The 21,216-nt window shown below is 59.6% G+C and carries 18 protein-coding genes; 8 read left to right on the top strand and 10 right to left on the bottom strand.

What is annotated here, in order from left to right:
* Window positions 1–225: 225 nt before the first annotated feature.
* Both purN and purM read right to left on the bottom strand, forming a co-directional pair.
* Window positions 226–897, bottom strand: a complete 672-nt coding sequence (purN, locus tag QDY28_RS03635) for a phosphoribosylglycinamide formyltransferase (protein WP_331380304.1) — start codon at window positions 895–897, stop codon at window positions 226–228.
* Window positions 894–1,967 carry a phosphoribosylformylglycinamidine cyclo-ligase gene (gene purM, locus QDY28_RS03630; protein ID WP_331380303.1) on the bottom strand — a complete coding sequence of 358 codons (1,074 nt, stop codon included), beginning with the start codon at window positions 1,965–1,967 and terminating at the stop codon, window positions 894–896. Before purM ends, purN begins: the two co-directional genes overlap by 4 nt.
* 221 nt (window positions 1,968–2,188) lie before the next feature.
* Here purM and QDY28_RS03625 point away from each other — a divergent pair, with 221 nt between their 5' ends.
* The 4 genes from QDY28_RS03625 to ppx all read left to right on the top strand — a co-directional run bounded on the left by QDY28_RS03625 (window position 2,189) and on the right by ppx (window position 7,845).
* The gene (locus QDY28_RS03625) at window positions 2,189–3,319 is read left to right on the top strand and encodes an AI-2E family transporter (protein WP_331380302.1); all 1,131 of its coding nucleotides are present in this window, start codon (window positions 2,189–2,191) and stop codon (window positions 3,317–3,319) included.
* Window position 3,320: 1 nt separating this feature from the next.
* Window positions 3,321–4,034 (top strand): DnaA regulatory inactivator HdaA, encoded by a 714-nt coding sequence (gene hdaA, locus QDY28_RS03620; protein ID WP_331380300.1) that lies wholly within the window; start codon window positions 3,321–3,323, stop codon window positions 4,032–4,034.
* 77 nt (window positions 4,035–4,111) lie between these two features.
* Complete coding sequence (locus tag QDY28_RS03615; RefSeq protein ID WP_331380299.1) at window positions 4,112–6,313, top strand: RNA degradosome polyphosphate kinase; 2,202 nt, start codon at window positions 4,112–4,114, stop codon at window positions 6,311–6,313.
* Window positions 6,314–6,324: 11 nt separating this feature from the next.
* Window positions 6,325–7,845 (top strand): exopolyphosphatase, encoded by a 1,521-nt coding sequence (gene ppx / locus QDY28_RS03610; RefSeq protein ID WP_331380298.1) that lies wholly within the window; start codon window positions 6,325–6,327, stop codon window positions 7,843–7,845.
* A 41-nt stretch (window positions 7,846–7,886) separates the two neighbouring features.
* Here the strand turns inward: ppx and QDY28_RS03605 are convergent, their stop codons facing one another.
* From QDY28_RS03605 to QDY28_RS03585, 5 genes are all read right to left on the bottom strand, one after another.
* The gene (locus QDY28_RS03605) at window positions 7,887–9,245 is read right to left on the bottom strand and encodes an esterase-like activity of phytase family protein (RefSeq protein ID WP_331380297.1); all 1,359 of its coding nucleotides are present in this window, start codon (window positions 9,243–9,245) and stop codon (window positions 7,887–7,889) included.
* A 131-nt stretch (window positions 9,246–9,376) separates the two neighbouring features.
* On the bottom strand, window positions 9,377–9,889 hold the full coding sequence (locus QDY28_RS03600) for a GNAT family N-acetyltransferase (RefSeq protein WP_331380296.1): 513 nt from the start codon (window positions 9,887–9,889) through the stop codon (window positions 9,377–9,379).
* 59 nt (window positions 9,890–9,948) lie between these two features.
* Entirely contained in the window at window positions 9,949–11,001 is a 1,053-nt protein-coding gene (locus QDY28_RS03595; RefSeq protein WP_331380295.1) for an adenylate/guanylate cyclase domain-containing protein, read from the bottom strand.
* A gap of 207 nt (window positions 11,002–11,208) precedes the next feature.
* Complete coding sequence (gene rnd, locus QDY28_RS03590; protein WP_331380294.1) at window positions 11,209–12,354, bottom strand: ribonuclease D; 1,146 nt, start codon at window positions 12,352–12,354, stop codon at window positions 11,209–11,211.
* Between the two features lie 164 nt (window positions 12,355–12,518).
* Window positions 12,519–13,913 carry a multicopper oxidase family protein gene (locus tag QDY28_RS03585; RefSeq protein WP_331380293.1) on the bottom strand — a complete coding sequence of 465 codons (1,395 nt, stop codon included), beginning with the start codon at window positions 13,911–13,913 and terminating at the stop codon, window positions 12,519–12,521.
* Window positions 13,914–14,080: 167 nt separating this feature from the next.
* On the opposite strand from QDY28_RS03585, the gene QDY28_RS03580 reads away from it, so the two are divergent.
* The 3 genes from QDY28_RS03580 (at window position 14,081) to aspS (ending at window position 16,656) form a co-directional block, all read left to right on the top strand.
* The gene (locus QDY28_RS03580; RefSeq protein ID WP_442967471.1) at window positions 14,081–14,389 is read left to right on the top strand and encodes an endonuclease domain-containing protein; all 309 of its coding nucleotides are present in this window, start codon (window positions 14,081–14,083) and stop codon (window positions 14,387–14,389) included.
* Entirely contained in the window at window positions 14,370–14,456 is an 87-nt protein-coding gene (locus QDY28_RS30970) for a hypothetical protein (protein ID WP_442967476.1), read from the top strand. Before QDY28_RS03580 ends, QDY28_RS30970 begins: the two co-directional genes overlap by 20 nt.
* A 409-nt stretch (window positions 14,457–14,865) precedes the next feature.
* Complete coding sequence (gene aspS, locus QDY28_RS03575; RefSeq protein WP_331380292.1) at window positions 14,866–16,656, top strand: aspartate--tRNA ligase; 1,791 nt, start codon at window positions 14,866–14,868, stop codon at window positions 16,654–16,656.
* A 157-nt stretch (window positions 16,657–16,813) separates the two neighbouring features.
* Here aspS and QDY28_RS03570 read toward each other — a convergent pair whose 3' ends face one another.
* Window positions 16,814–18,001, bottom strand: coding sequence for a hypothetical protein (locus tag QDY28_RS03570; protein WP_331380291.1), 1,188 nt, complete (start codon window positions 17,999–18,001; stop codon window positions 16,814–16,816).
* 227 nt (window positions 18,002–18,228) lie between these two features.
* On the opposite strand from QDY28_RS03570, the gene parC reads away from it, so the two are divergent.
* The gene (parC, locus tag QDY28_RS03565; protein WP_331380290.1) at window positions 18,229–20,484 is read left to right on the top strand and encodes a DNA topoisomerase IV subunit A; all 2,256 of its coding nucleotides are present in this window, start codon (window positions 18,229–18,231) and stop codon (window positions 20,482–20,484) included.
* Between the two features lie 116 nt (window positions 20,485–20,600).
* On the opposite strand, the gene QDY28_RS03560 is transcribed toward parC, so the two are convergent.
* Both QDY28_RS03560 and QDY28_RS03555 read right to left on the bottom strand, forming a co-directional pair.
* Complete coding sequence (locus tag QDY28_RS03560) at window positions 20,601–20,987, bottom strand: type II toxin-antitoxin system death-on-curing family toxin (RefSeq protein ID WP_331380289.1); 387 nt, start codon at window positions 20,985–20,987, stop codon at window positions 20,601–20,603.
* Entirely contained in the window at window positions 20,987–21,211 is a 225-nt protein-coding gene (locus QDY28_RS03555; RefSeq protein WP_331380288.1) for an AbrB/MazE/SpoVT family DNA-binding domain-containing protein, read from the bottom strand. The genes QDY28_RS03560 and QDY28_RS03555 overlap by 1 nt, the downstream gene beginning before the upstream one ends.
* Window positions 21,212–21,216: the final 5 nt, after the last annotated feature.

Here is a 21,216-nt window from a genome sequence, read left to right as displayed (position 1 = left end):
CTCATCCGCCCTTTCGGGCACCTTCTCCCCGAGGGGAGAAGGGGTTTTGCTAGACGCGCAATCCCGACAAAATGCCTCACAGAGAGGATGAAGTTTCCGCCTTTGAACGATATGGGACTCTCGTCGAAACGGGAGCATCGGAAGCGCTCCCTCCTTCTCCCCTCGGGGAGAAGGTGCCCGAAGGGCGGATGAGGGGGGTGCCGTCGAGCGACGTAATTGCCCTACTTAACCCACATCGCCAAGCAGTGACAAAATCTGCCGTCCATGCGTGGCGGGCGCGCTGCCAAAGCTTATGGCTTTGCCGTCCTCCATCCTGACTTTGCCCTCTGCCAGCAACCGCAGCGACTGCGGATAAAGCTGATGTTCGATCGTCAGCACGCGGGCAGCAAGGCTTTCGGCCGTGTCGTCCGTCAGCACCGGCACGGCAGCCTGGCCGATCGCCGGTCCTTCGTCCATGCCTTCAGTCACGAAATGCACTGTGCAGCCGGCAATCCGCTGGCCGGCGTCGATGGCGCGCTGATGCGTGTGCAGGCCGGGGAAAAGCGGCAGCAGCGACGGATGGATATTGATGATCCGGCCTTCATAGCGCTGGATGAAACGGCCGGAGAGCAGACGCATATAGCCGGCAAGGCAGATGATGTCGGGTGACAGTGCATCGAGTTGCGCGAGGATCGCCTCCTCATGCGCGTCCTTGCTAACAAAATCCTTGCGAACGAAGGCGAAGGTAGCGATGCCCTCGGCAGCCGCTTTCGCCAGACCGCCGGCATCCGCTTTGTCGGAGATCACACCGACGATCTCGGCCGGATAATCCGAAGCTGCCGCAGCCTTGACCAGCGCCATCATGTTGGAACCGCTGCCCGAGATGAAAACGACGACGCGTTTGCGGGGCGAACTCATATCGCCAGCGTGCCCTTATAGACGGTGCCGGCCGCGCCTTCATCGCGGGCGATCATGCGGCCCAGCGTGACGATGCTCTCGCCTTCGGCCTCAAGCGCTGCCTTGACAGTTCCGACATTCTCGGCCGCGACGACGGCGATCATGCCGACGCCGCAGTTGAAGGTGCGCAGCATTTCCTTGGCTTCGACGCCGCCCGTCTTGGCAAGCCAGGAGAAGACCGGCGGCACCTTGACGGCGGCAAGATCTATCTCGGCGGCAAGATGCTTCGGCAGCACCCGCGGTATATTCTCCGGGAAGCCGCCGCCGGTGATATGGGCGAGCGCCTTGACGGCATGCGTCTCGCGGATCGCCTTCAAAAGCGGCTTCACATAAATACGCGTCGGCGTCAGCAGGGCTTCGCCGAGCGCCTTGCCATCGGCAAAGGGAGCCGGCGCGTCCCAATCAAGGCCGGAGAGGGCGACGATCTTGCGAACCAGCGAGAAACCGTTGGAATGCACGCCGGAGGAGGCGAGACCTAAAATGACGTCGCCTTCGGCAATGTCGCCGGAGGGCAGAAGTTGTCCGCGCTCGGCCGCACCCACGGCAAAGCCCGCCAGATCGTAGTCGCCATCGGAATACATGCCCGGCATTTCCGCCGTCTCGCCGCCGATCAGCGCGCAACCCGCCTCGCGGCACCCGGCCGCAATGCCGCCGACGATGGCGGCACCCTGGTCGGGATCGAGCTTGCCGGTGGCAAAATAGTCGAGGAAGAACAGCGGCTCGGCGCCTTGAACGACGAGATCGTTGACGCACATGGCGACAAGGTCGATGCCGACGGTGTCGTGATAATTCGCGTCGATGGCGATCTTCAGCTTGGTGCCGACACCGTCATTGGCGGCAACCAGCACCGGATCGGTGAAGCCGGCGGCCTTCAGGTCGAAGAGGCCGCCGAAGCCGCCGATTTCGCCGTCGGCGCCGGGGCGGCGGGTCGACCGAACCGCCGGCTTGATCTTTTCGACCAGCAGATTGCCGGCATCGATATCGACGCCCGCGTCGCTATAGGTCAGACCGTTTTTTCCAGACTGGCTCATGCTTTCGCCTCCGGTGGCCATCGTTCCAGTTGGAACAATTTTAATCGGGTCGCCATTGCATGACAGCAGCCTTTATGCAAGGCGCCAGCGCAGGCAAACCCTCGATTTTCCCCGCTTCACAGCGCTCCAAACCCGATTTCCGGCCGCAGGCTTGACCATAATTGCGGCGTCATCCTATGTCCTAAGCGAGCGGCAGTAGGCGGCGAAGAGTGGGAAAGTCGATGGAGCAGCAAGTCAGCGGGGCGAGCCTCAAGCGCCAGGTCATCTTCTGGGTGATCGTGCTCGTCGTCTTCATTGTTTTTCTCTATCTCTTCAGCTCGATCCTCTTGCCCTTTATCGCCGGCATGTCGGTCGCCTATTTCCTCGATCCGGTCGCCGACCGGCTGGAAAGGATCGGTCTCAGCCGCTTCATGGCGACGGTGGTGATCCTTGTTGCCTTCGTGCTGGTCTTTGCGCTGGCACTGACGATCTTCATTCCGATCATCATCAATCAGTTCAATGATTTTATTCAACATATACCGGGCTATGTGCAGCAATTCCAGAAGTTCATCGCCCATACGCAGACGACGATGCTGCCGGCTTGGATTCGCGATCAGCTCGGTGCCATCAAGGATAATTTCTCCAACATACTGTCTGAGGGCCTGAGTTTCGTCGGCGGTCTGTTCGCGCAGATCTGGAGTTCCGGCAAAGCATTGGTCAACATCATTTCGCTGATGATCGTCACTCCGGTCGTCGCTTTCTATATATTGCTCGACTGGGATCGCATGATCGCCAAGGTCGATGCCTGGATACCGCGCGATCATGTCTCGACCGTGCGCCAGATCGCCCGGGAAGTGGACCAGGCGATCGCCGGCTTCATCCGCGGCCAGGGCTCGCTCTGCATCATCCTCGGTGTCTATTACGGCGTCGGCCTGTCGCTGGTGGGTTTGAACTTCGGCCTGTTGATCGGCCTCTTCGCCGGCATGATCAGCTTCATTCCTTATGTCGGATCGCTCGTCGGCCTGTTTCTGGCGCTGAGCGTCGCCCTGGTGCAGTTCTGGCCGGACTATCTCTGGGTCGGCCTCACGCTCGCCGTCTTCTTCACTGGCCAGTTCCTGGAGGGCAATGTGCTGCAGCCGAAGCTGGTCGGCGAAAGCGTCGGCCTGCATCCGGTCTGGCTGATGTTCGCCCTTTTTGCCTTCGGCGCGCTCTTCGGTTTTGTCGGCCTGCTGATCGCCGTTCCGGCTGCAGCCGCCTGCGGCGTCCTTGTCCGGTTCGCCCTTTCGCGCTACCTTCAAAGCGACCTCTATTATGGACGCTCGGAAGCCGGCAAGGCGCGCAGAACCAAGGCCGGCAATCCTGAGAACAAATAGCATGACCGATGCAAAGAATGCTGATTTGAGGTGGAAGCCCGCCGAACAGCTACCCCTGGCTTTTACTCACGATGCCGCGAGCGGCCGCGACGACCTGCTGGTCGCCGATCCCCTCAGCGCGGCGGTGAAGATCGTCGATTCATGGCCGCACTGGCCATCGCCGGTAGTCATTCTCGCCGGTCCCGTCGGTTCGGGAAAATCGCATCTCGCCAGTATCTGGCGCGAGAGGAGCGGCGCGATTGCCGTTCATCCGAAAGCGGGCTCCGGAGCAGCGGTAGCGGCCGCGAACGGCCCGGTCATCTTCGAGGATGTCGACCGCCTGGGCTTTGACGATACCGAGCTTTTCCACGTCATCAACAGTGTCAGGGAAAACGGCACGGGCTTGCTGATGACCAGCCGGCTGTGGCCGATGTCCTGGCCGGTGACGCTCCCCGATCTGCGTTCACGCTTGAAGGCGGCGACGGTGGTCGAGATCGGCGAACCGGACGAGGAATTGTTGTCGCAGGTCATCGTCAAGCTTTTTGCCGACCGCCAGCTTTATATCGATGACAAACTTGTTCTCTATATCGTCAATCGCATGGAACGTTCGTTGAATGCTGCCCAGTTGATCGTCGACCGGCTGGACCGTCTCGCGCTCGGCCGCGGCACCAGGATCACCCGCATCTTGGCCGCTGAAGTATTGAATGAATTGGGTAATTCCGCCCCGGCTGATTGACCGACGGGTGAACTGTCACAGTTCCGTCGTCAAACTGATATACGTGGCGCAAGGTTCTAAGATGAGGCAGGTGGAACATGGACTCGGCATTAACGGAACATCAGGACGCCAATCAGCAGGCCCCGGAGATCGCGCCGCCGATCAATGAGTTGCTGACCAGCCCCGAACGCTTCATCAACCGCGAATTCTCCTGGCTGCAGTTCAATCGCCGCGTTCTCGAGGAGACTCTGAACACGGCGCATCCGCTTCTGGAGCGCATCCGTTTCCTCTCCATTTCCGCCGCCAACCTCGATGAGTTCTTCATGGTGCGCGTCGCCGGCCTCGAGGGCCAGGTCCGCCAGAAGATTCTGATGCGTACGCCGGATGGCAAGACACCGGCCGAGCAGCTCGACGACATCCTGCGCGAAATCGACAATCTGCAGATGGAACAGCAGGCCTCGCTTGCCGTCCTGCAGCAGTATCTCGCCAAGGAAGATATTCTGATCGTCCGCCCGCCGGCACTTTCCGAGCCCGACCGGCATTGGCTTGCCAACGAATTCGATCAGGCGATCTTTCCGGTCCTGACGCCACTGTCCATCGATCCGGCGCATCCGTTCCCGTTCATCCCGAATCTCGGCTTCTCGATCGCGCTGCAACTGAACAGCATGAACGGCCGCGAGCCGATGACTGCGCTGCTGCGTCTGCCGCCGGCGCTCGACCGCTTCGTCCGCTTGCCGGATGCGAGCAACGTCATTCGCTACATCACCCTGGAAGATGTGGTGAACATCTTTATTCACCGCCTCTATCCCGGCTATGAGGTGCAGGGTTCGGGTACCTTCCGCATCATCCGAGACAGCGATATCGAAGTCGAGGAAGAAGCCGAAGATCTGGTGCGCTTCTTCGAAACAGCGCTGAAGCGCCGCCGCCGTGGATCGGTGATCCGCATCGAGACGGACTCCGAAATGCCGCTGGAGCTGCGCCAGTTCGTCGTGGAATCGCTGAACGTGCCGGAAAACCGCATCGCCGTTCTGCCGGGCCTTTTGGCGCTTAACACGCTATCCGAAATCGCCAAGGCGCCGCGCGATGACCTGCGCTTCGAGCCGTACAATGCCCGATTTCCTGAGCGCGTCCGCGAACATGCCGGCGATTGCTTCGCCGCGATCCGCGAAAAGGACATGGTGGTCCACCACCCCTACGAATCCTTCGACGTGGTCGTCCAATTTCTTCTCCAGGCTGCGCGCGATCCTGATGTTCTGGCGATAAAGCAGACGCTTTACCGCACCTCTAACGACAGCCCGATCGTGCGGGCGCTGATCGACGCCGCCGACACGGGTAAATCGGTCACGGCGCTGGTCGAACTCAAGGCTCGCTTCGATGAAGAGGCCAATATCCGCTGGGCGCGCGATCTGGAACGCGCCGGCGTGCAGGTCGTCTTCGGCTTCATCGAGCTGAAGACCCATGCAAAGATGTCGATGGTCGTGCGCCGTGAAGACGGCAAGCTGCGCACCTATTGCCATCTCGGCACCGGCAACTACCACCCGATCACCGCCAAGATCTATACCGACCTGTCCTATTTCACCTGCGACCCGAAGATCGCCCACGACATGGCGAATATCTTCAACTTCATCACCGGTTACGGTGAACCGGAAGAGGGCATGAAGATCGCGGTGTCGCCCTATACGCTGCGTTCGCGCATCCTCCAGCATATCGAGGAGGAGATCGAGCACGCCAGGAATGGCCGGCCGGCGGCGATCTGGATGAAGATGAATTCGCTGGTGGATCCCGACATCATCGATGCGCTCTACCGCGCCAGCAACGCCGGCGTCGAGATCGACCTCGTCGTGCGCGGCATTTGCTGCCTGCGTCCGCAGGTGCCGGGGCTCTCCGAGAATATCCGCGTCAAGTCCATCGTCGGCCGTTTCCTCGAACACAGCCGCATCTTCTGCTTCGGCAATGGCCAGGGCCTGCCGTCGGAGAAGGCACTGGTTTATATCGGCTCCGCCGACATGATGCCGAGAAACCTTGACCGCCGCGTCGAAACCCTCGTTCCGCTGACCAACAAGACCGTGCATGAGCAGGTGCTTTCACAGATCATGCTGGGCAATATCATTGACAATCAGCAGAGCTACGAGATATTGCCGGACGGTACTTCGCGGCGCATGGAGGTGCGCAAGGGTGAGGAGCCATTCAACGCGCAGCAGTATTTCATGACCAATCCGAGCCTCTCGGGCCGCGGTGAAGCCTTGAAATCCAGTGCGCCGAAACTGATCGCCGGGCTGTTGTCAGGCCGCAAGAAATAAACTGGACCTGCATGGTTGAATCAGAAGCCCAGGGGCGCCTTCCCGGTATAGCCCCTGTCTCCGTCGTCGATATCGGATCGAACTCGGTTCGTCTTGTCGTCTATGAAGGCCATTCGCGGTCGCCAACCATTCTTTTCAACGAGAAAGTGCTTTGCGGCCTCGGCAAGGGCATAGCGCTGACCGGAAAGATGGATGAGGAGAGCGTCGCGCGCGCACTCGCGGCTTTGCATCGGTTCAAGGCGCTATCCGATCAGGCGCGCGCATCGACCATCTATGTCCTGGCGACGGCTGCTGCCCGCGAGGCAAGCAACGGTCCGGAATTCATCCATCAGGCCGAATCGATCCTGCAGCGCAAGGTGCGTGTGCTTTCGGGCGAGGAAGAGGCGCGTTTTTCTGCGCTCGGCATCATCAGCGGCTTTTTCAGTCCGGACGGCATTGCCGGCGACCTCGGCGGCGGCTCGCTCGAACTGATCGACATCAAGGGCAAGGAAATCGGCAAGGGCATCACCCTGCCGCTGGGCGGCCTGAGGCTTTCGGAATATGCGGACGGCTCGCTCGCGAGGGCACGCAGCTTTGCCCGCAAGCATGTGAAAACAGCGAAATTGCTAGGCAAAGGCGAGGGACGCACCTTTTATGCGGTCGGCGGCACGTGGCGAAACATCGCCAAGCTGCACATGGAAATCCGCAAATATGCGCTGCATATGATGCAGGGCTACGAGGTGCCGCTGGACGAGATGATTCGTTTCCTCGATCAGATCAGCGAAGCAAAGGAATCGAAGGAGCCGGCGCTGCTAGCCATCTCAAAGCATCGCCGTTCGCTGCTGCCTTTTGGCGCGGTGGCGATGCGCGAGGTGCTGGCGGAAATGAAGCCCTCCATCATCTCCTTCTCGGCCCAGGGCGTGCGTGAAGGTTACCTCTATTCACTGCTGACCGAGGCGGAACGCCATAGCGACCCGCTGCTGGTCGCCGCCGGCGAACTTGCCATCCTGCGCGCCCGCTCTCCGGAACATGCTCGCGAGCTTGCCGAATGGACCGGTCGCATGATGCCCTTCTTCGGCGTGACCGAGACGGAGGAGGAGAGCCGCTATCGTCAGGCCGCTTGCCTGCTTGCGGACATCAGTTGGCGCGCCCACCCGGATTATCGCGGTCTGCAGGCTTTGAACATCATCGCCCACACGTCATTCGTCGGCATCACCCATGCTGGCCGCGCCTTTATTGCGCTCGCCAACTACTATCGTTTCGAGGGCCTCCACGACGACGGCGCCACCGAACCGTTGGCAGCGATCGCCACGCCGCTCTTCGTCGAACGCGCCAAACTGCTCGGTGGCCTGTTGCGCGTCGTCTATCTCTTTTCGGCTTCCATGCCGGGCGTCGTTCGCGCCCTGACATTTCGACGCTCGTCGAACCCCGATCTCGATCTCGAATTCGTCGTGCCCGCCGAATACCATGATTTCGCCGGCGAACGGCTGGAAGGTCGGCTGCAGCAACTGGGTCGGCTGACGAATAGACGGCTGGCATTTCGGTTCGAGTAGAAAACCTTCTCCCCGGATGGGGAGAAGGTTTACTGCCTAAATTACTTAGCGTTCAGAAAATCGCCGACTTCGAGAATGCTGAACTCGTTATCGTCTGCCTTGTCGACAGCGCGACCAGCCGAGAAGGGCAGGTTGTTGTCGTTGCCGATAATGATGTGGGTGGCATCGACGCGGTCGACGTTTTCGATAGTGACGAAGGGCATGTCGTAAAAGCCTTCACCGCCGCCCTGACGACGCTTGTGGTCGGGATCTTCGATATGCAGCAGATCGATGTAGCCGATCTTGCGGACGGCTTTGCCAGCATTGGCGTCGTTGAATTCGATCTTATAGACCCGCTTCAGTTCGGCAGGGGCTTCGAAGCAATCCGGCTTCGGCTGCTTTGGATCGGCGCAGGCCTTGTCCTTCGTGCCGGCGCCGTTGTCACGCTCGATCACCAGGGCGGTGCTGTCGTCCAGCATGTTGAAGTCCCCGATGGACGTACCCTTGTCTGCAAAAGGATAAAGCCAACTGCGGCCGGTCCAGCTCTTCGAAGCGACGTCGAATTCGATGATGCGGATCGCCGTATGACCGTCGACGCTCTCCATCTGACCGTCATCCTGATAGATCGCGCCTTCCAGCAGACCGTAGAGCTTGCTGCCGTCCTTGGACATGGCAAGACCTTCGAAGCCGCCGGAGCGCCTCAGGTTGAAGGCTGGCATTTTCTGCGTCGGATTGCCGGGCAGTTGCAGCAGCGGATTGTCGGGAGACATGACCGGCTTGCCGTTGAGCGCGGTCGGGAAAACGTCGGCGAGATGGCCGTTGGTCTCGAACTTCAGGAGATAAGGGCCGAATTCATCACCGATCCAGAAGCCGTCGCCGACCGGCTGAATCGACTCGATGTCGAAGTCGGCGCCGGTGAGATAGCGCGTATCGGTACCTTCGAGGACGATCGGGAAGGGGGCCTTCTTGTTCGGGTCGGACAGGAACAGGTTGTTGACGACATTGACCTTGCCATTGTCCCAGTCGAATTTGAGCTGGTGCAGGAACAGCATGGCGTCACTGGAATTCTGCTTGGAGCCGAAGCCGTTGTCCGTCAGCGTCCAGAAGGTGCCGTCCGGCATGGTCTTGATGCCGGAAAAGCCCTGGATCGCCTGGCCGTTGAAAGGCAGCTTCAGATCGGTCACGCGTGCGCCGTCCTTGCCCGGAACAGTGCCGAGGGCTTCCGTGCGCTTGCGATCCGGCGTCGTGAACTTGCCGGAAGTCTTCAGGAAATCCGGCGCATCGGCGGGTGCTGCGACGATGGTGTTGGCCGGCAGAATGGCCTGCGAGGTCAGCTTTGCGGGAAATTGCGTTTCATCGGCCCGGGCCGAGGCGGCAATCAGAACAAAAAGTGCCGTGGAAGCGAAAAGAATTCGGGTCATCGTGTCACCGTGTTGGGGGGATTGGCAAACGACCCCCGCTTAGCAGGCAAGCTATGGCGGTGAATTAACGTTTAGGTGAAGCTTTGGTGACTGTGGACAACTCATAGGGTGTGCGTCTTGGGCAATAGACATTAGGCAGGCGTTTGGAGTGTCCTTTCCATGAAAATCGTGATGGGCTCCAGGCTTTGGGGAACGGCTCGGAAATGGCTGCTGCGCTTGAAACCAAAGCCTTCGTACAGAGCTATGGCATCACTCATAAATGTAACGGTTTCCAACCTCACACTTGCGTATCCATCTTCGCGCATTCCGTTCAGGCAGGCCGTCATCAGGCTCTTCGCAACGCCTTTGCCCCTTGCCTCGGGGCGAACGTACATTTTCTGCAATTCGGCAATACCGTCATCTGACTTCGAATAGCCAGCGCACCCGGCAACATATTTATCCACGCTGGCTAGGAAGAATCCCGCACCGTGCTGCGTGAACTTTTCCATTAGAGTTTCTATGGTGTGTCCGTAGATGTAATCCATCAATACAGCATCGGGCACCCCGAACTTGCGTGACTCTTCGGCGTCCCATTTGCCCATGGCGTTGATGAGCGCATGTGCCTCTTCAAAGTCAGACAGAGAAATGATCGCACGGACTTCCATAACCGCCCCCAAAGGTAGTGTCTGCCTGGTGGCAGTTACTACCTTACAGCGTAATATCGCTACTGCCTACTGCCGATTGCCTTCTGCACCGGCCTTCTCGCCATATGCAGCGCAATCACCCCCAGAGTCTGGTCGCGGCCTCGAACGGCATGATCGCCAAGGTCCTCGCTGGCGATATCGTCTGGAAGTTCGAGCCGTCTTGCAAGATCAGTAGAGATCAGCACCTGCCGCTCCAGCGTCTTGCACAGAGATTCCAGCCTGGCGGTGGTGTTCACCGTGTCGCCGAAATAGGCGATCTTGTGGTGGTCGACGCCGATTTCGGCAGTGACGATGCTGCCGCCGTGCAAGGCGGCCCTCAGCCGCGGCACCCTGCCGTAGGATTTCAACCATGTCTCCGCATTCGCCTCGATATCGGCGAGAATGTCGAAAACGCAGCGAATGCAGCGCGCATTCTTCACCCCACGTTCGAGCGGCCAGGTGATGATGGCGGCATCGCCGATATAATCATCGATCGCACCCTTGTGTCGCCGCACCGGGTCGGCAAGCGCACCGAACACCGAGCCCAAGAATTGCTGCGTCCTGAGGTCGCCACGCTCCTCGGCAAAGGCCGTCGAACCGACGAGGTCGATGAAGAGAAACACGCGCTCTTCCTGCACCGGATTGCGATAGCGGCCGGTCAGCAGGCTGAGGAAGACGTCGCGGCCGAGCAACTCCCGCACACGCCCGACAAAAATGATGATCGCGGTCACCACGACGGCGTAGATGTAGACGTCCATCTTCAGCAACATGACGTCAGCCCAGCTATCGGTAATCACGTGCAGGGATTTCATCAGGCCGCCGGCCATTGCAAAGCCGATGGCGATCAAGGCGAAATCGACAATCAGGGCCGAGACGATAAACGCCGGCGTGGGCAGGCCATGCATCCAACGATTGAAGCGCGGCAGGATCATGCGGCGTTCAAAGGCCAGCGCGGGCATACCGCAGAACAGCGCGTAGATTGCACCGATATACAGCGACGACGAGTGGAAAAATATCTTGCCGTAGATGACGCCGCTTGCGGCGACGACCATCGCGGTCACTATCCAGTTGAGCGCCGAAGGGAACCTTCCCATGCTGCCGATCCGCCAAGAGCCGGCGCGGGCCCCCGAACCGGAATTGGCTCGGGTAAAGACTCGTGCGCCATCGAATATATGATTGCGCTAAGGGCCCATTCTGTCGGATGTGCGGCGCAATCGCGTTCGCAACCAGCATCTCTATTTTTAGACGCCGCGCAACCGCCAAATGTTCGGCATCGTCGCGCGGCCGCCAAGGGCGCGCGGCTACAGGCTGACCGTCTCGACCCGTTTGCCGACGAAGCGCAGGGCCACCTGGCCCTGGATGAGCTGCAACGCCGTCTCGCCAAAAAGATCGCGTCGCCAGCCGGTGAGGGCGGCTACTTCGGCTTTCTCACCTTCGGCGGCGATCTTGTCCAGATCTTCGCTGTTAGCGATGACTTTCGGAGCCACGCCGTGCTTTTCAGCGGTCAGCTTCAGCAGAACCTTCAGCAGTTCGGCCGCCGCGGCCGTGCCTTCCGGCGCCTGCTGATGACGCGGCACATGCGGCATCTCGGCCTTGGGCAGCGCCAGGGCGTGATTGATTGCCTCCAGCACGGCCGCGCCTGAGGCGGATCGTTCCCATCCCTTCGGGATCGTGCGCAGACGCCCGAGCGCTTCCATGTCCTTAGGCTGCTGCTGGGCGATTTCGTAGATGCCGTCATCCTTCAGCACACGGGCACGCGGCACGTTACGCGCCCGCGCCTCGCGTTCGCGCCAGGCGGCGACGTATTTCAAAACGGCCAGTTCCTGCGGCTTGCGCAGCCGCATCTTCAGCCGCTGCCAGGCATCGTCGGGGTGCAGATCATAGGTCTCGCGCGCTTCGAGGATCGCCATTTCTTCGAGGAGCCAGGAGGCACGGCCTTCGCGCTCGAGCTGTTGTTTCAGTGAAAGATAGACGTCGCGCAGATGGGTGACATCGGCGAGCGCATAGTCGAGCTGTTTTTCCGACAACGGCCGGCGGCTCCAGTCGGTGAAGCGCGAGGATTTGTCGATATGAACGTTCTTGATGCGGCTGACGAGCTGGTCGTAGGAAACCGAATCGCCGAAGCCGCAGACCATCGCCGCAACCTGCGTGTCGAAGATAGGATGCGGAATGAGGTTGCCGCGATTGAAGATGATTTCGATGTCCTGGCGGGCGGCATGAAATACCTTCATGACGGCGGGATTGGCCATCAGCTCAAAAAAGGGTTTCAGGTCGAGGCCCTTGGCCAGCGGATCGACCAGCACTTCGGTCGTGGGGCTCGCCATCTGGATCAGGCAAAGCTCCGGCCAGAAGGTCGTCTCTCGCAGAAATTCGGTGTCGATGGTAATGAATTCTGACTTGGCCAGCTCTTGGCAGGCCGCCTCCAATTGGGCGGTAGTTTCGATCATATCAACACATTCACGGTAAAATACTTCGTTAACCTTCCTTCTCCTTTCGACCGGATATGTCAATACGCCGAAAGGGAAAGCCCCGGCTCGACGCCGCTTTTAAATGGAATCGTCGAAAGCAAATGGACTAACGTTATCGAGCATGCAGCACGTTGCGCTCATGCCTAGGCCACACGCACATAGCTCGTCATGCCCGTCTTCTGATGTTCGATGATGTGGCAGTGCAACACCCAGTCGCCCGGATTGTCAGCGACGAAGCCGAGCTGCACCTTTTCATTGGGTTGGATAAGGTAGGTGTCGGAAACGAACGGCTGCACCTGACGCGTCGAAGAGGAGAGCACGGTGAAGCTCATGCCATGCAGATGAATCGGATGCGTATGCGGCGTCACGTTTTCCATGTCTATGATATAGCTCCTACCGAGTTTCAATTCGGCAAGCGGCGCCGTCGGATCCGGCGTGTCGCCCGGCCACGGCACCTTGTTGATGGCCCAGAAGCTGTAGCCAAGCGAGCCGCAAATGCTGTTGTCAGCAGTATTTTCCGCCGTGGCGCTGAGGATCAGCGGTATTTGCTCCGCCGCGCCGATATCGGCCCTTGCGACCGGATTGTCTTCAAGGGGCGCCAGATCGCGAACGTCGCGCTTCAACGAGCGACCGACCGAACGTAGCGTCGCGAGCACCTTCGGATCGGTGCCCCTGATATCCTCCAGCTTGACGATCGCGCCTTCGTCATCGGGCATGCGCACGGCCAATTCCAGGCGCTGACCAGGCCCGAGCTGCAGCAAATCGAGCGGGAAGCGCTGCGGCACCGGATTGCCGTCGATGGCGATCACCGTCGCCTCGGCTCCGTTGACGCGGAAAGAATAGATGCGCGTAACGTCGGTGATGGCAAGGCGCAGCCGCACGAGGCCGCCGGAGGGCGCGTCATATTGCGGCTGCTGCTGCCAATTGGCCGTCCGCACCGTTCCATAGGTGCCCGACTTGGCGGAGTCGCGCGGGCGGAATGGAGCAATGAACTGGCCGTCGCCACCGAGCCGCCAATCGCGCAAATTGAGGACGATTTCCGAATCGAAGGCCGGATCCTTCGGATTCTCCACGATGATGACGCCTGTCATGCCGTGTCCCATCTGGACCAGAGTGTTGCAATGCGGATGATACCAGAAGGTGCCGGCGTCCGGGGGCGTGAAGGCGTAGTCGAAATGATCGCCGGCATAGACGTAAGGCTGCGTCAGGAAGGGCACGCCGTCCATCTTGTTCGGCAGGCGAATGCCGTGCCAATGAATTGTCGTCGGATCGTCGATGCCGTTGATAAGGCGTGCCGCGAAGGGCTCGCCCTTCTTCATGCGCACGACCGGCGGCATGCCGGCGTCGCCATAGGTCAGGACATCCTTGGTCGCCCCGGCATCCATAAAATTGGCTTGGATCTTTGCCGTCTTCAGCACCAGCGGCTCCGGCGCTGCCATAGCATTGCCGCCGAACCTGCCGGCAATGCCGAGGCCCACACCATAGGCACCGGCGACGGCCGAGGCTTTCAGAAGATTGCGGCGGGTAAGAATGGGCATGCGAGGCTCCGGAGGCGCGGGGATACGCACGCCTGTTTAAAGTTGACCGTGGTGTTCAGCAATAGCACCGGGGTGGCTGAATTGCCGCATGGACACTGAGGGTAGTGATAGTCATTGGCGAGCAGTTCTCGTAATGCTAGAAGTCTACCTGGCTTGATGCCTTTCACATGGAAACGAGAGAACTCTTGCATCGCAATGTTCCTGATCGACATAGGCAATTTGCCAGAGCGATGCGCAACGATGCCACCAAGGCAGAGAATATGCTTTGGCAGGCCTTGCGGGGCAGGCAACTTGAAGGATTGAAATTCAAGCGACAAATGCCGATTGATGGCTATATCCTGGACTTTGTATGTTTCGAAGCGCGGTTGATTGTTGAAGTCGATGGCGCGCAACATGCTGAAAGCGTGACTGATCGCAAGAGAGACGCGTATTTTTCTAAATCAGGGCTTTCGCATTTTGCGGGTCTGGAACCATGAGGTCATCACGAATCTCGATGGAATCTGTCTGACGATCTTGGGAGAACTGAAAAACACTGGAGTATGAGCTGGAGAGTGCGGCAAGCTCGAAGCCTATCTCGCCCTTGGCGGGCGAGAAAGCAATTTCATTGGTTTAGGAATTGCGCGACAAGAAGTTCCATGCACTCAAAAGCTAGGCGCAATTTCTAAGCCATTGAAATTGCAAGAGCGGGGGTCCGCTGCTTGCGTAACCTGGTTCAAGAGTTCTGTACCTCCCTGCCTACCCCCTCTCTTGCAAAAACTAAGACTTAGAAGAGGGACGAGCCCTCGTCTAAGCCTAAGTTTTTGCTTTCTCGCCCGCCGGGGGCGAGATAGAAGCGGCGTTCCAGCCTTGACAAATCAGGCGCACCATGCGCTTTTCCGCCCGATTTTCTCGTCGGCGGGCGAGGGGTCTGCGTGTCCTTTCGCCACCGTCCGCCAAGTCCAGGATAAATACTATGCATCGCTATCGCAGCCACACATGCGCCGCCCTGCGCAAGTCCGACGTCGGTTCGACCGTCCGCATCTCCGGCTGGGTTCATCGCGTCCGAGATCATGGTGGCGTGCTCTTCATCGATCTGCGTGATCACTACGGCATCACCCAAGTTGTCGCCGATCCGGATTCTCCAGCCTTCAAGCTGGCCGAGACAGTGCGCGGCGAATGGGTCATTCGCATTGACGGCCTTGTGAAGGCCCGTACTGAAGACACGATCAACAAGAACATGCCGACCGGCGAGATCGAGCTTTATGCGCAGGAGATCGAAGTGCTCTCCGCGGCCAAGGAATTGCCGCTGCCGGTCTTTGGCGAGCCGGACTATCCGGAAGACGTGCGCCTGAAGTACCGCTTCCTCGATCTGCGCCGCGAAACACTGCACAAGAACATCGTCAAGCGCACGCAGGTCATTTCCTCGATGCGCCGCCATATGGGTGAAGTCGGCTTCACCGAATACACGACCCCGATCCTGACGGCCTCCTCGCCGGAAGGTGCGCGCGACTTTCTGGTGCCGAGCCGCATCCATCCCGGCACCTTCTATGCCCTGCCGCAGGCGCCGCAGCAGTATAAGCAGCTCCTGATGGTCGCCGGCTTCGACCGCTACTTCCAAATCGCCCCGTGCTTCCGTGACGAAGACCCGCGCGCCGACCGTCTGCCGGGCGAATTCTACCAGCTCGACCTGGAAATGAGCTTCGTGACCCAGGAAGACGTCTGGAACACCATGGGTCCGCTGATGACCCAGGTGTTCGAGGAGTTTGCCGACGGCAAGCCGGTCACCAAGGAATGGCCGCGCATTCCCTATGACGAAGCCGTCCGCAAGTATGGCTCCGACAAGCCGGACCTGCGCAACCCGATCGTCATGGAAGCGGTCACCGAGCATTTCGCCGGCTCCGGCTTCAAGGTCTTCGCCAACATGATCGCCTCGAACCCGAAGGTTCAGGTCTGGGCAATCCCGGCCAAGACCGGTGGCTCCAGAGCTTTCTGCGACCGCATGAACGCCTGGGCGCAGAGCCAGGGCCAGCCCGGCCTCGGCTATATCTTCTGGCGCAAGGAAGGCGAGAAGCTCGAAGGCGCCGGCCCGCTTGCCAAGAACATCGGCGAGGAGCGCACGGATGCGATCCGCACACAGCTTGGCCTCGGCGATGGCGATGCCTGCTTCTTTGTCGCCGGCGATCCGGACAAGTTCTACAAGTTCGCCGGCGAAGCCCGCACCAAGGCCGGCGAGGAGTTGAACCTCATCGATCGCGACCGTTTCGAGCTTTGCTGGATCGTCGACTTTCCGTTCTTCGAATGGAGCGAGGAAGAAAAGAAGGTCGATTTCGCGCATAACCCGTTCTCGATGCCGCAGGGCGGCCTTGAAGCGCTGCAGACCCAGGATCCGCTGACGATCAAGGCATTCCAATACGACGCCGTCTGCAACGGTTTCGAAATTGCCTCGGGCTCGATCCGTAACCAGTCGCCGGAAACCATGGTCGCCGCCTTCGAAAAGGTCGGCCTCAGTCAGGCGGATGTCGAAGAACGCTTCGGCGGCCTTTACCGCGCCTTCCAGTATGGCGCGCCTCCGCACGGCGGTGCGGCCTTCGGTATTGACCGCATCGTCATGCTGCTGGTCGGCGCCAAGAACCTGCGCGAAATCTCGCTGTTCCCGATGAACCAGCAGGCGCAGGACTTGTTGATGGGCGCTCCGTCACCGGCAACACCGACGCAACTGCGCGAACTGGCGATCCGGCCCGTGCCGCCGGTGAAGAAGGACTGAGGCCCCCCGCGCACTTCGATGGACATGTAAAACCCGGCGATTTCGGTCGCCGGGTTTTCTATGGGTCATCGGTTTCGGCCAATTGAGTGCAAACGCTCACGAAAAAACCCGGCGACCGAAATCGCCGGGTTGCTGATCGTCAGGATCGAGCGGGCGATCAGTCGTTGGACGAAACCTTGAGGCCGATAACCTGCGGGATCGACGATGGAGCGCCCATTGCGGCGCCGATGATCATCGGCAGCGGCACCGGCTTGTCCGGCGAAGCCTTGACCGTCAGGCTCTTTGGGTTGTCGAGATAGGCGCTGACGGCAGCGGAAACGGCATTCTGCAGCTCGGGAATGTTGAGCTGTGCCATCATGATCGGCGTCATCGCCTTCAGCGTGTCGGCCAACTGCTTTCCGGAAACGCCCTGCTGCTTGCCGGCAAATTCGAGCGCGCGGGACGTGATCGAACTGTCGTCGAAGCGGATCTCTGCGCTATTGAAGGTCAACTGCTGCAGAAGACCGAGCATGGCGAGACCGGCGGACTGCTGCGCATCCTGCTGGTTCGGATTGGACTGAACGGTCTTGAGTGCTTCCTGAAGCGACTTTGCGAAGGCAGGCGTATAGCCGGAAAGGCTGAGCGCGATGTTCAGCTTGCCCACATCCTTGAAGTCGAAGGAATATTCGGTGATGTCGATCTTGCCTGGCGCCATCTCCCAACTGCCCTTCATGGCGATCTTGCCGTTTAGCTGCTGCAGGTTGAGCTGGCTGATCGCCTCTTTGGTCTGCGGATCGTCGACCTTGCTGAGATCGGCCTTGACGCCGTTGATTTCGGCATCGAAATCAAGACCGGACTTGTCGGCGCGCTTGTTCATCGTGGCGTCGGCATTGGCGATTGCAAAGACCTGCGTGCCGTTCTGGGTGAAGGAGAGAGCGCCTGCATGGGCGCTCTTGTAAAGCAGCAGGGAATCAAGATCGCCCTTGGTTGCGTCGGCCGGAATTTCGATCCCGTTTATCTTGAGGTCGGACGCTGCGATAGTGACGCCGTCCTTGGTCGTGGCGACGTCCGGGAAGGCGATCTGATCGACCGTGTAGCCGCCACCTGCTTCGGCAACGCCAGTCAAGGTGAGGTCGCCCAGCTTGATGCCATCGGCCGAGCCCGCCGGTTTGACGCTTATGCCTTTCAGCGTCACCGTCGTACCGCTGACATCGACGCTGTCGGCGGCGATGGAACCGCCTTGCAGAGCGTAGACGTCATTGATCTTCTTCAGGAGATCGTTACCGTCGAGCGCGAAGGCGGAGCTGGCAAAAGACAGTAAGGCGGCACTGGACAGCATCAGCCGTGTTGTCCGATAAAAAGTCATGGTGGCTTTTCCTCATTGAGCTGGTGTAGGCGGTGTACATATTTTGCGTGTACTGCCGCGAGTTATATTCACGTTCGTCTAAATTTCCAATGGCAATGGCGATCGCAAATACATGCACGAGAAGTGTGTCTGCTATTACGTCAAATCATGGTTGAACCGTGGCGTCATCCACAAGTGCTTTCCACTGTTTTCTTGCCGGGAATCGGCTTCTCCGCTAGTCAAGGGCCATGGGACAAAATCTTTTACCGCCCGGTGGCGGCGACGACGACAGCATCCTTCCGGTCGATCTCAAGGCCGCGCTCGAAGAGCGCTATCTGGCCTATGCCCTTTCGACGATCATGCATCGTGCCCTGCCGGATGTTCGCGATGGCTTGAAGCCGGTCCATCGCCGCATTGTTTATGCGATGAGCGAGATGGGCCTGCGCCCCAACGCCGCCTTCCGCAAATGCGCCAAGATCGTCGGCGAGGTGATGGGTAACTATCACCCGCATGGCGACCAATCGATCTATGACGCATTGGCCCGCCTGGCGCAGGATTTCTCGCAACGCTATACGCTGGTCAACGGCCAGGGCAATTTCGGCAACATCGACGGCGATAGCCCCGCCGCCATGCGTTACACCGAATCCAAGATGACGGCGGTCTCCGAACTGCTGCTCGAAGGCATCGACCAGGATGCCGTGGATTTTCGCGATACCTACGACGAGTCGAATTCCGAGCCGGTCGTCCTGCCGGGCGCGTTCCCGAACCTGCTTGCCAACGGCTCCTCGGGCATCGCCGTTGGCATGGCGACCTCCATCCCGCCGCACAACGCCCACGAACTCTGTGACGCTGCGCTGCATCTGATCCGTGATCGCGACGCGACCGTCGAAAAGCTGGTGGAGTTCATTCCCGGTCCGGATTTCCCGACCGGCGGCATCATCATCGACGATCGCGACAGCATTATCGAAAGCTACAGGACCGGCCGCGGCGGCTTCCGCGTGCGCGCCAAATGGGAAACGGAAGATCTGGGCCGCGGCGGCTATCAGATCGTCATTACCGAAATTCCGTTTCAGGTGCAGAAGTCGCGGTTGATCGAAAAGATCGCCGAGCTGCTTCTGGCGCGCAAGCTGCCGCTGCTTGAGGACGTTCGCGATGAATCCGCCGAGGATATCCGCGTCGTTCTCATGCCGAAGAGCCGCACCGTCGACCCGACGATTCTCATGGAATCGATGTTCAAGCTGACGGAGCTGGAAAGCCGCTTTCCGCTGAACATGAACGTTCTCTCCATGGGCCGCATCCCGAAGGTCATGGCGCTGAACGACGTGCTGAGGGAATGGCTGGATCATCGGCGGGAAGTTTTGCTGCGCCGCTCGCGCTTCCGGCTTGCGGCCATTGAAAAACGCCTGGAGATCCTCGGCGGTTTTCTGATCGCGTACCTCAACATCGACGAGGTCATCGCCATCATCCGCGAGGAGGATGAGCCGAAACCCGTGATGATGGAGCGGTTCGGTCTGACGGACAACCAGGTCGAAGCGATCCTCAATATGCGACTGCGCTCCCTGCGCAAGCTCGAGGAATTCGAGATCCGCAAGGAGTTCGACGGCCTGACCAAGGAAAAGGCCGATATCGAGGCCTTGCTCGCCTCGGAAGAGAAGCAGTGGCAGACAGTCGCCTGGGAAATCGGCGAGGTGAAGAAGAAATTTGCCAAGGCGACCGAGATCGGCCGCCGCCGCACGCAGTTCGCCGAAGCGCCCGAGACCGATGATGCTGCGGTCCAGCAGGCGATGATCGAGAAGGAACCGATCACAGTCGTCGTCTCGGAAAAGGGCTGGATTCGCGCCCTTAAGGGCCACATCTCCGATACGTCGACGCTCACCTTCAAGGAAGGCGATGGGCTGAAGGTGGCATTCCCGGCGCAGACGACGGACAAGATCCTGATCGTCACGACCGGCGGCAAGGCCTATACGCTTGGCGGCGACAAGCTGCCCGGCGGCCGTGGCCACGGCGAGCCGCTGCGTATCATGGTCGACATGGAAAACGACCAGGATGTGCTCACCGCCTTCGTCCACGACCCGCAGCGCAAGCAACTGGTCGCCTCGACCGCCGGCAACGGCTTTATCGTGCCGGAAATCGAACTGGTGGCCAATACCCGCAAGGGCAAGCAGATCATGAACTTGACGACGCCGGATGAGACGAAGTTGCTCGTGCCGGTCACGGGCGATCACGTCGCAGTTGTCGGCGAGAACCGCAAGATGGTGGTTTTCCCGTTGTCGCAGATCCCGGAAATGTCGCGCGGCAAGGGCGTGCGCCTGCAGCGTTACAAGGATGGCGGCGTCGGCGATATCAAGTGCTTCACCATCGCCGACGGCCTGACATGGGAAGACAGTGCCGGCCGCACGTTCACGAAGACCAAGGACGAGCTGATAGAATGGCTAGGTGACCGCGCCGGTGCCGGCCGGGGAGTGCCGAAGGGCTTCCCCAGAAGCGGCAGGTTTTCGGGGTGAGGAGCGGTCGGCATAGCCGACGAAACGCCCGGTGGGGCGTTTCGAGCGACGAACGCTCTGAGCTCAAGCGAAAGGCCGGGGTGGAGCGGCAAGTGGAGAGCCTTTCCCCACGTCCACTATGTGCGCGGTTTCGCAAAATCCCTGAAAAAACGGGTGGCGCCTTCCTCGTCGATCTCACCGTTCGCAACACCAAGTGTGAGCGCATACAGGTGCGCGTCTGTTGCTTCGATCTCGTAACCGTTTTCTTTGAGAAAGACGGTGGCTATCAAAAGCGATGCGCGCTTGTTGCCATCCACGAAGGCCATATTTTTGCTGATGCCAAATAGATAAGCGGCCGCCAATTCGCAAATATCATGACAGCCGTAAGTCGCCTTTTGACGCGCTCGCGCCAACGCGGATATCAGCAGATTGTCGTCGCGTAACCCTGAAATGCCGCCAAACCGCTTGACCAGCTTGGAATGCGAGCGGATCACAAGTTTCTGATCCAGGAAAATTATCGGCATCACGACTCGGAGAGTTTCTTAAATGCAATTTTGTATTTTTCCATAAAGATGCGGGCCGCTTCGATCTGCCGTGCAAAGTCCGCGTCGGTGGGCTGCAGGCGCAGTTCGCCGTCTTGCATGCTGAGCTCAAGCGTATCGCCGGCTTCAAGGCCCATTCGATCAAGAACTTCCTTCGGAATAATCACGCCTTCGGAATTGCCAATCTTGCGGATCACGACGTTCATGGTTC

The organism is Rhizobium sp. BR 362 (assembly GCF_036528765.1).
In the GTDB taxonomy this organism is placed as follows: Bacteria; Pseudomonadota; Alphaproteobacteria; order Rhizobiales; family Rhizobiaceae; genus Rhizobium.
This window is presented reverse-complemented; position numbering and strand designations above follow the sequence as displayed.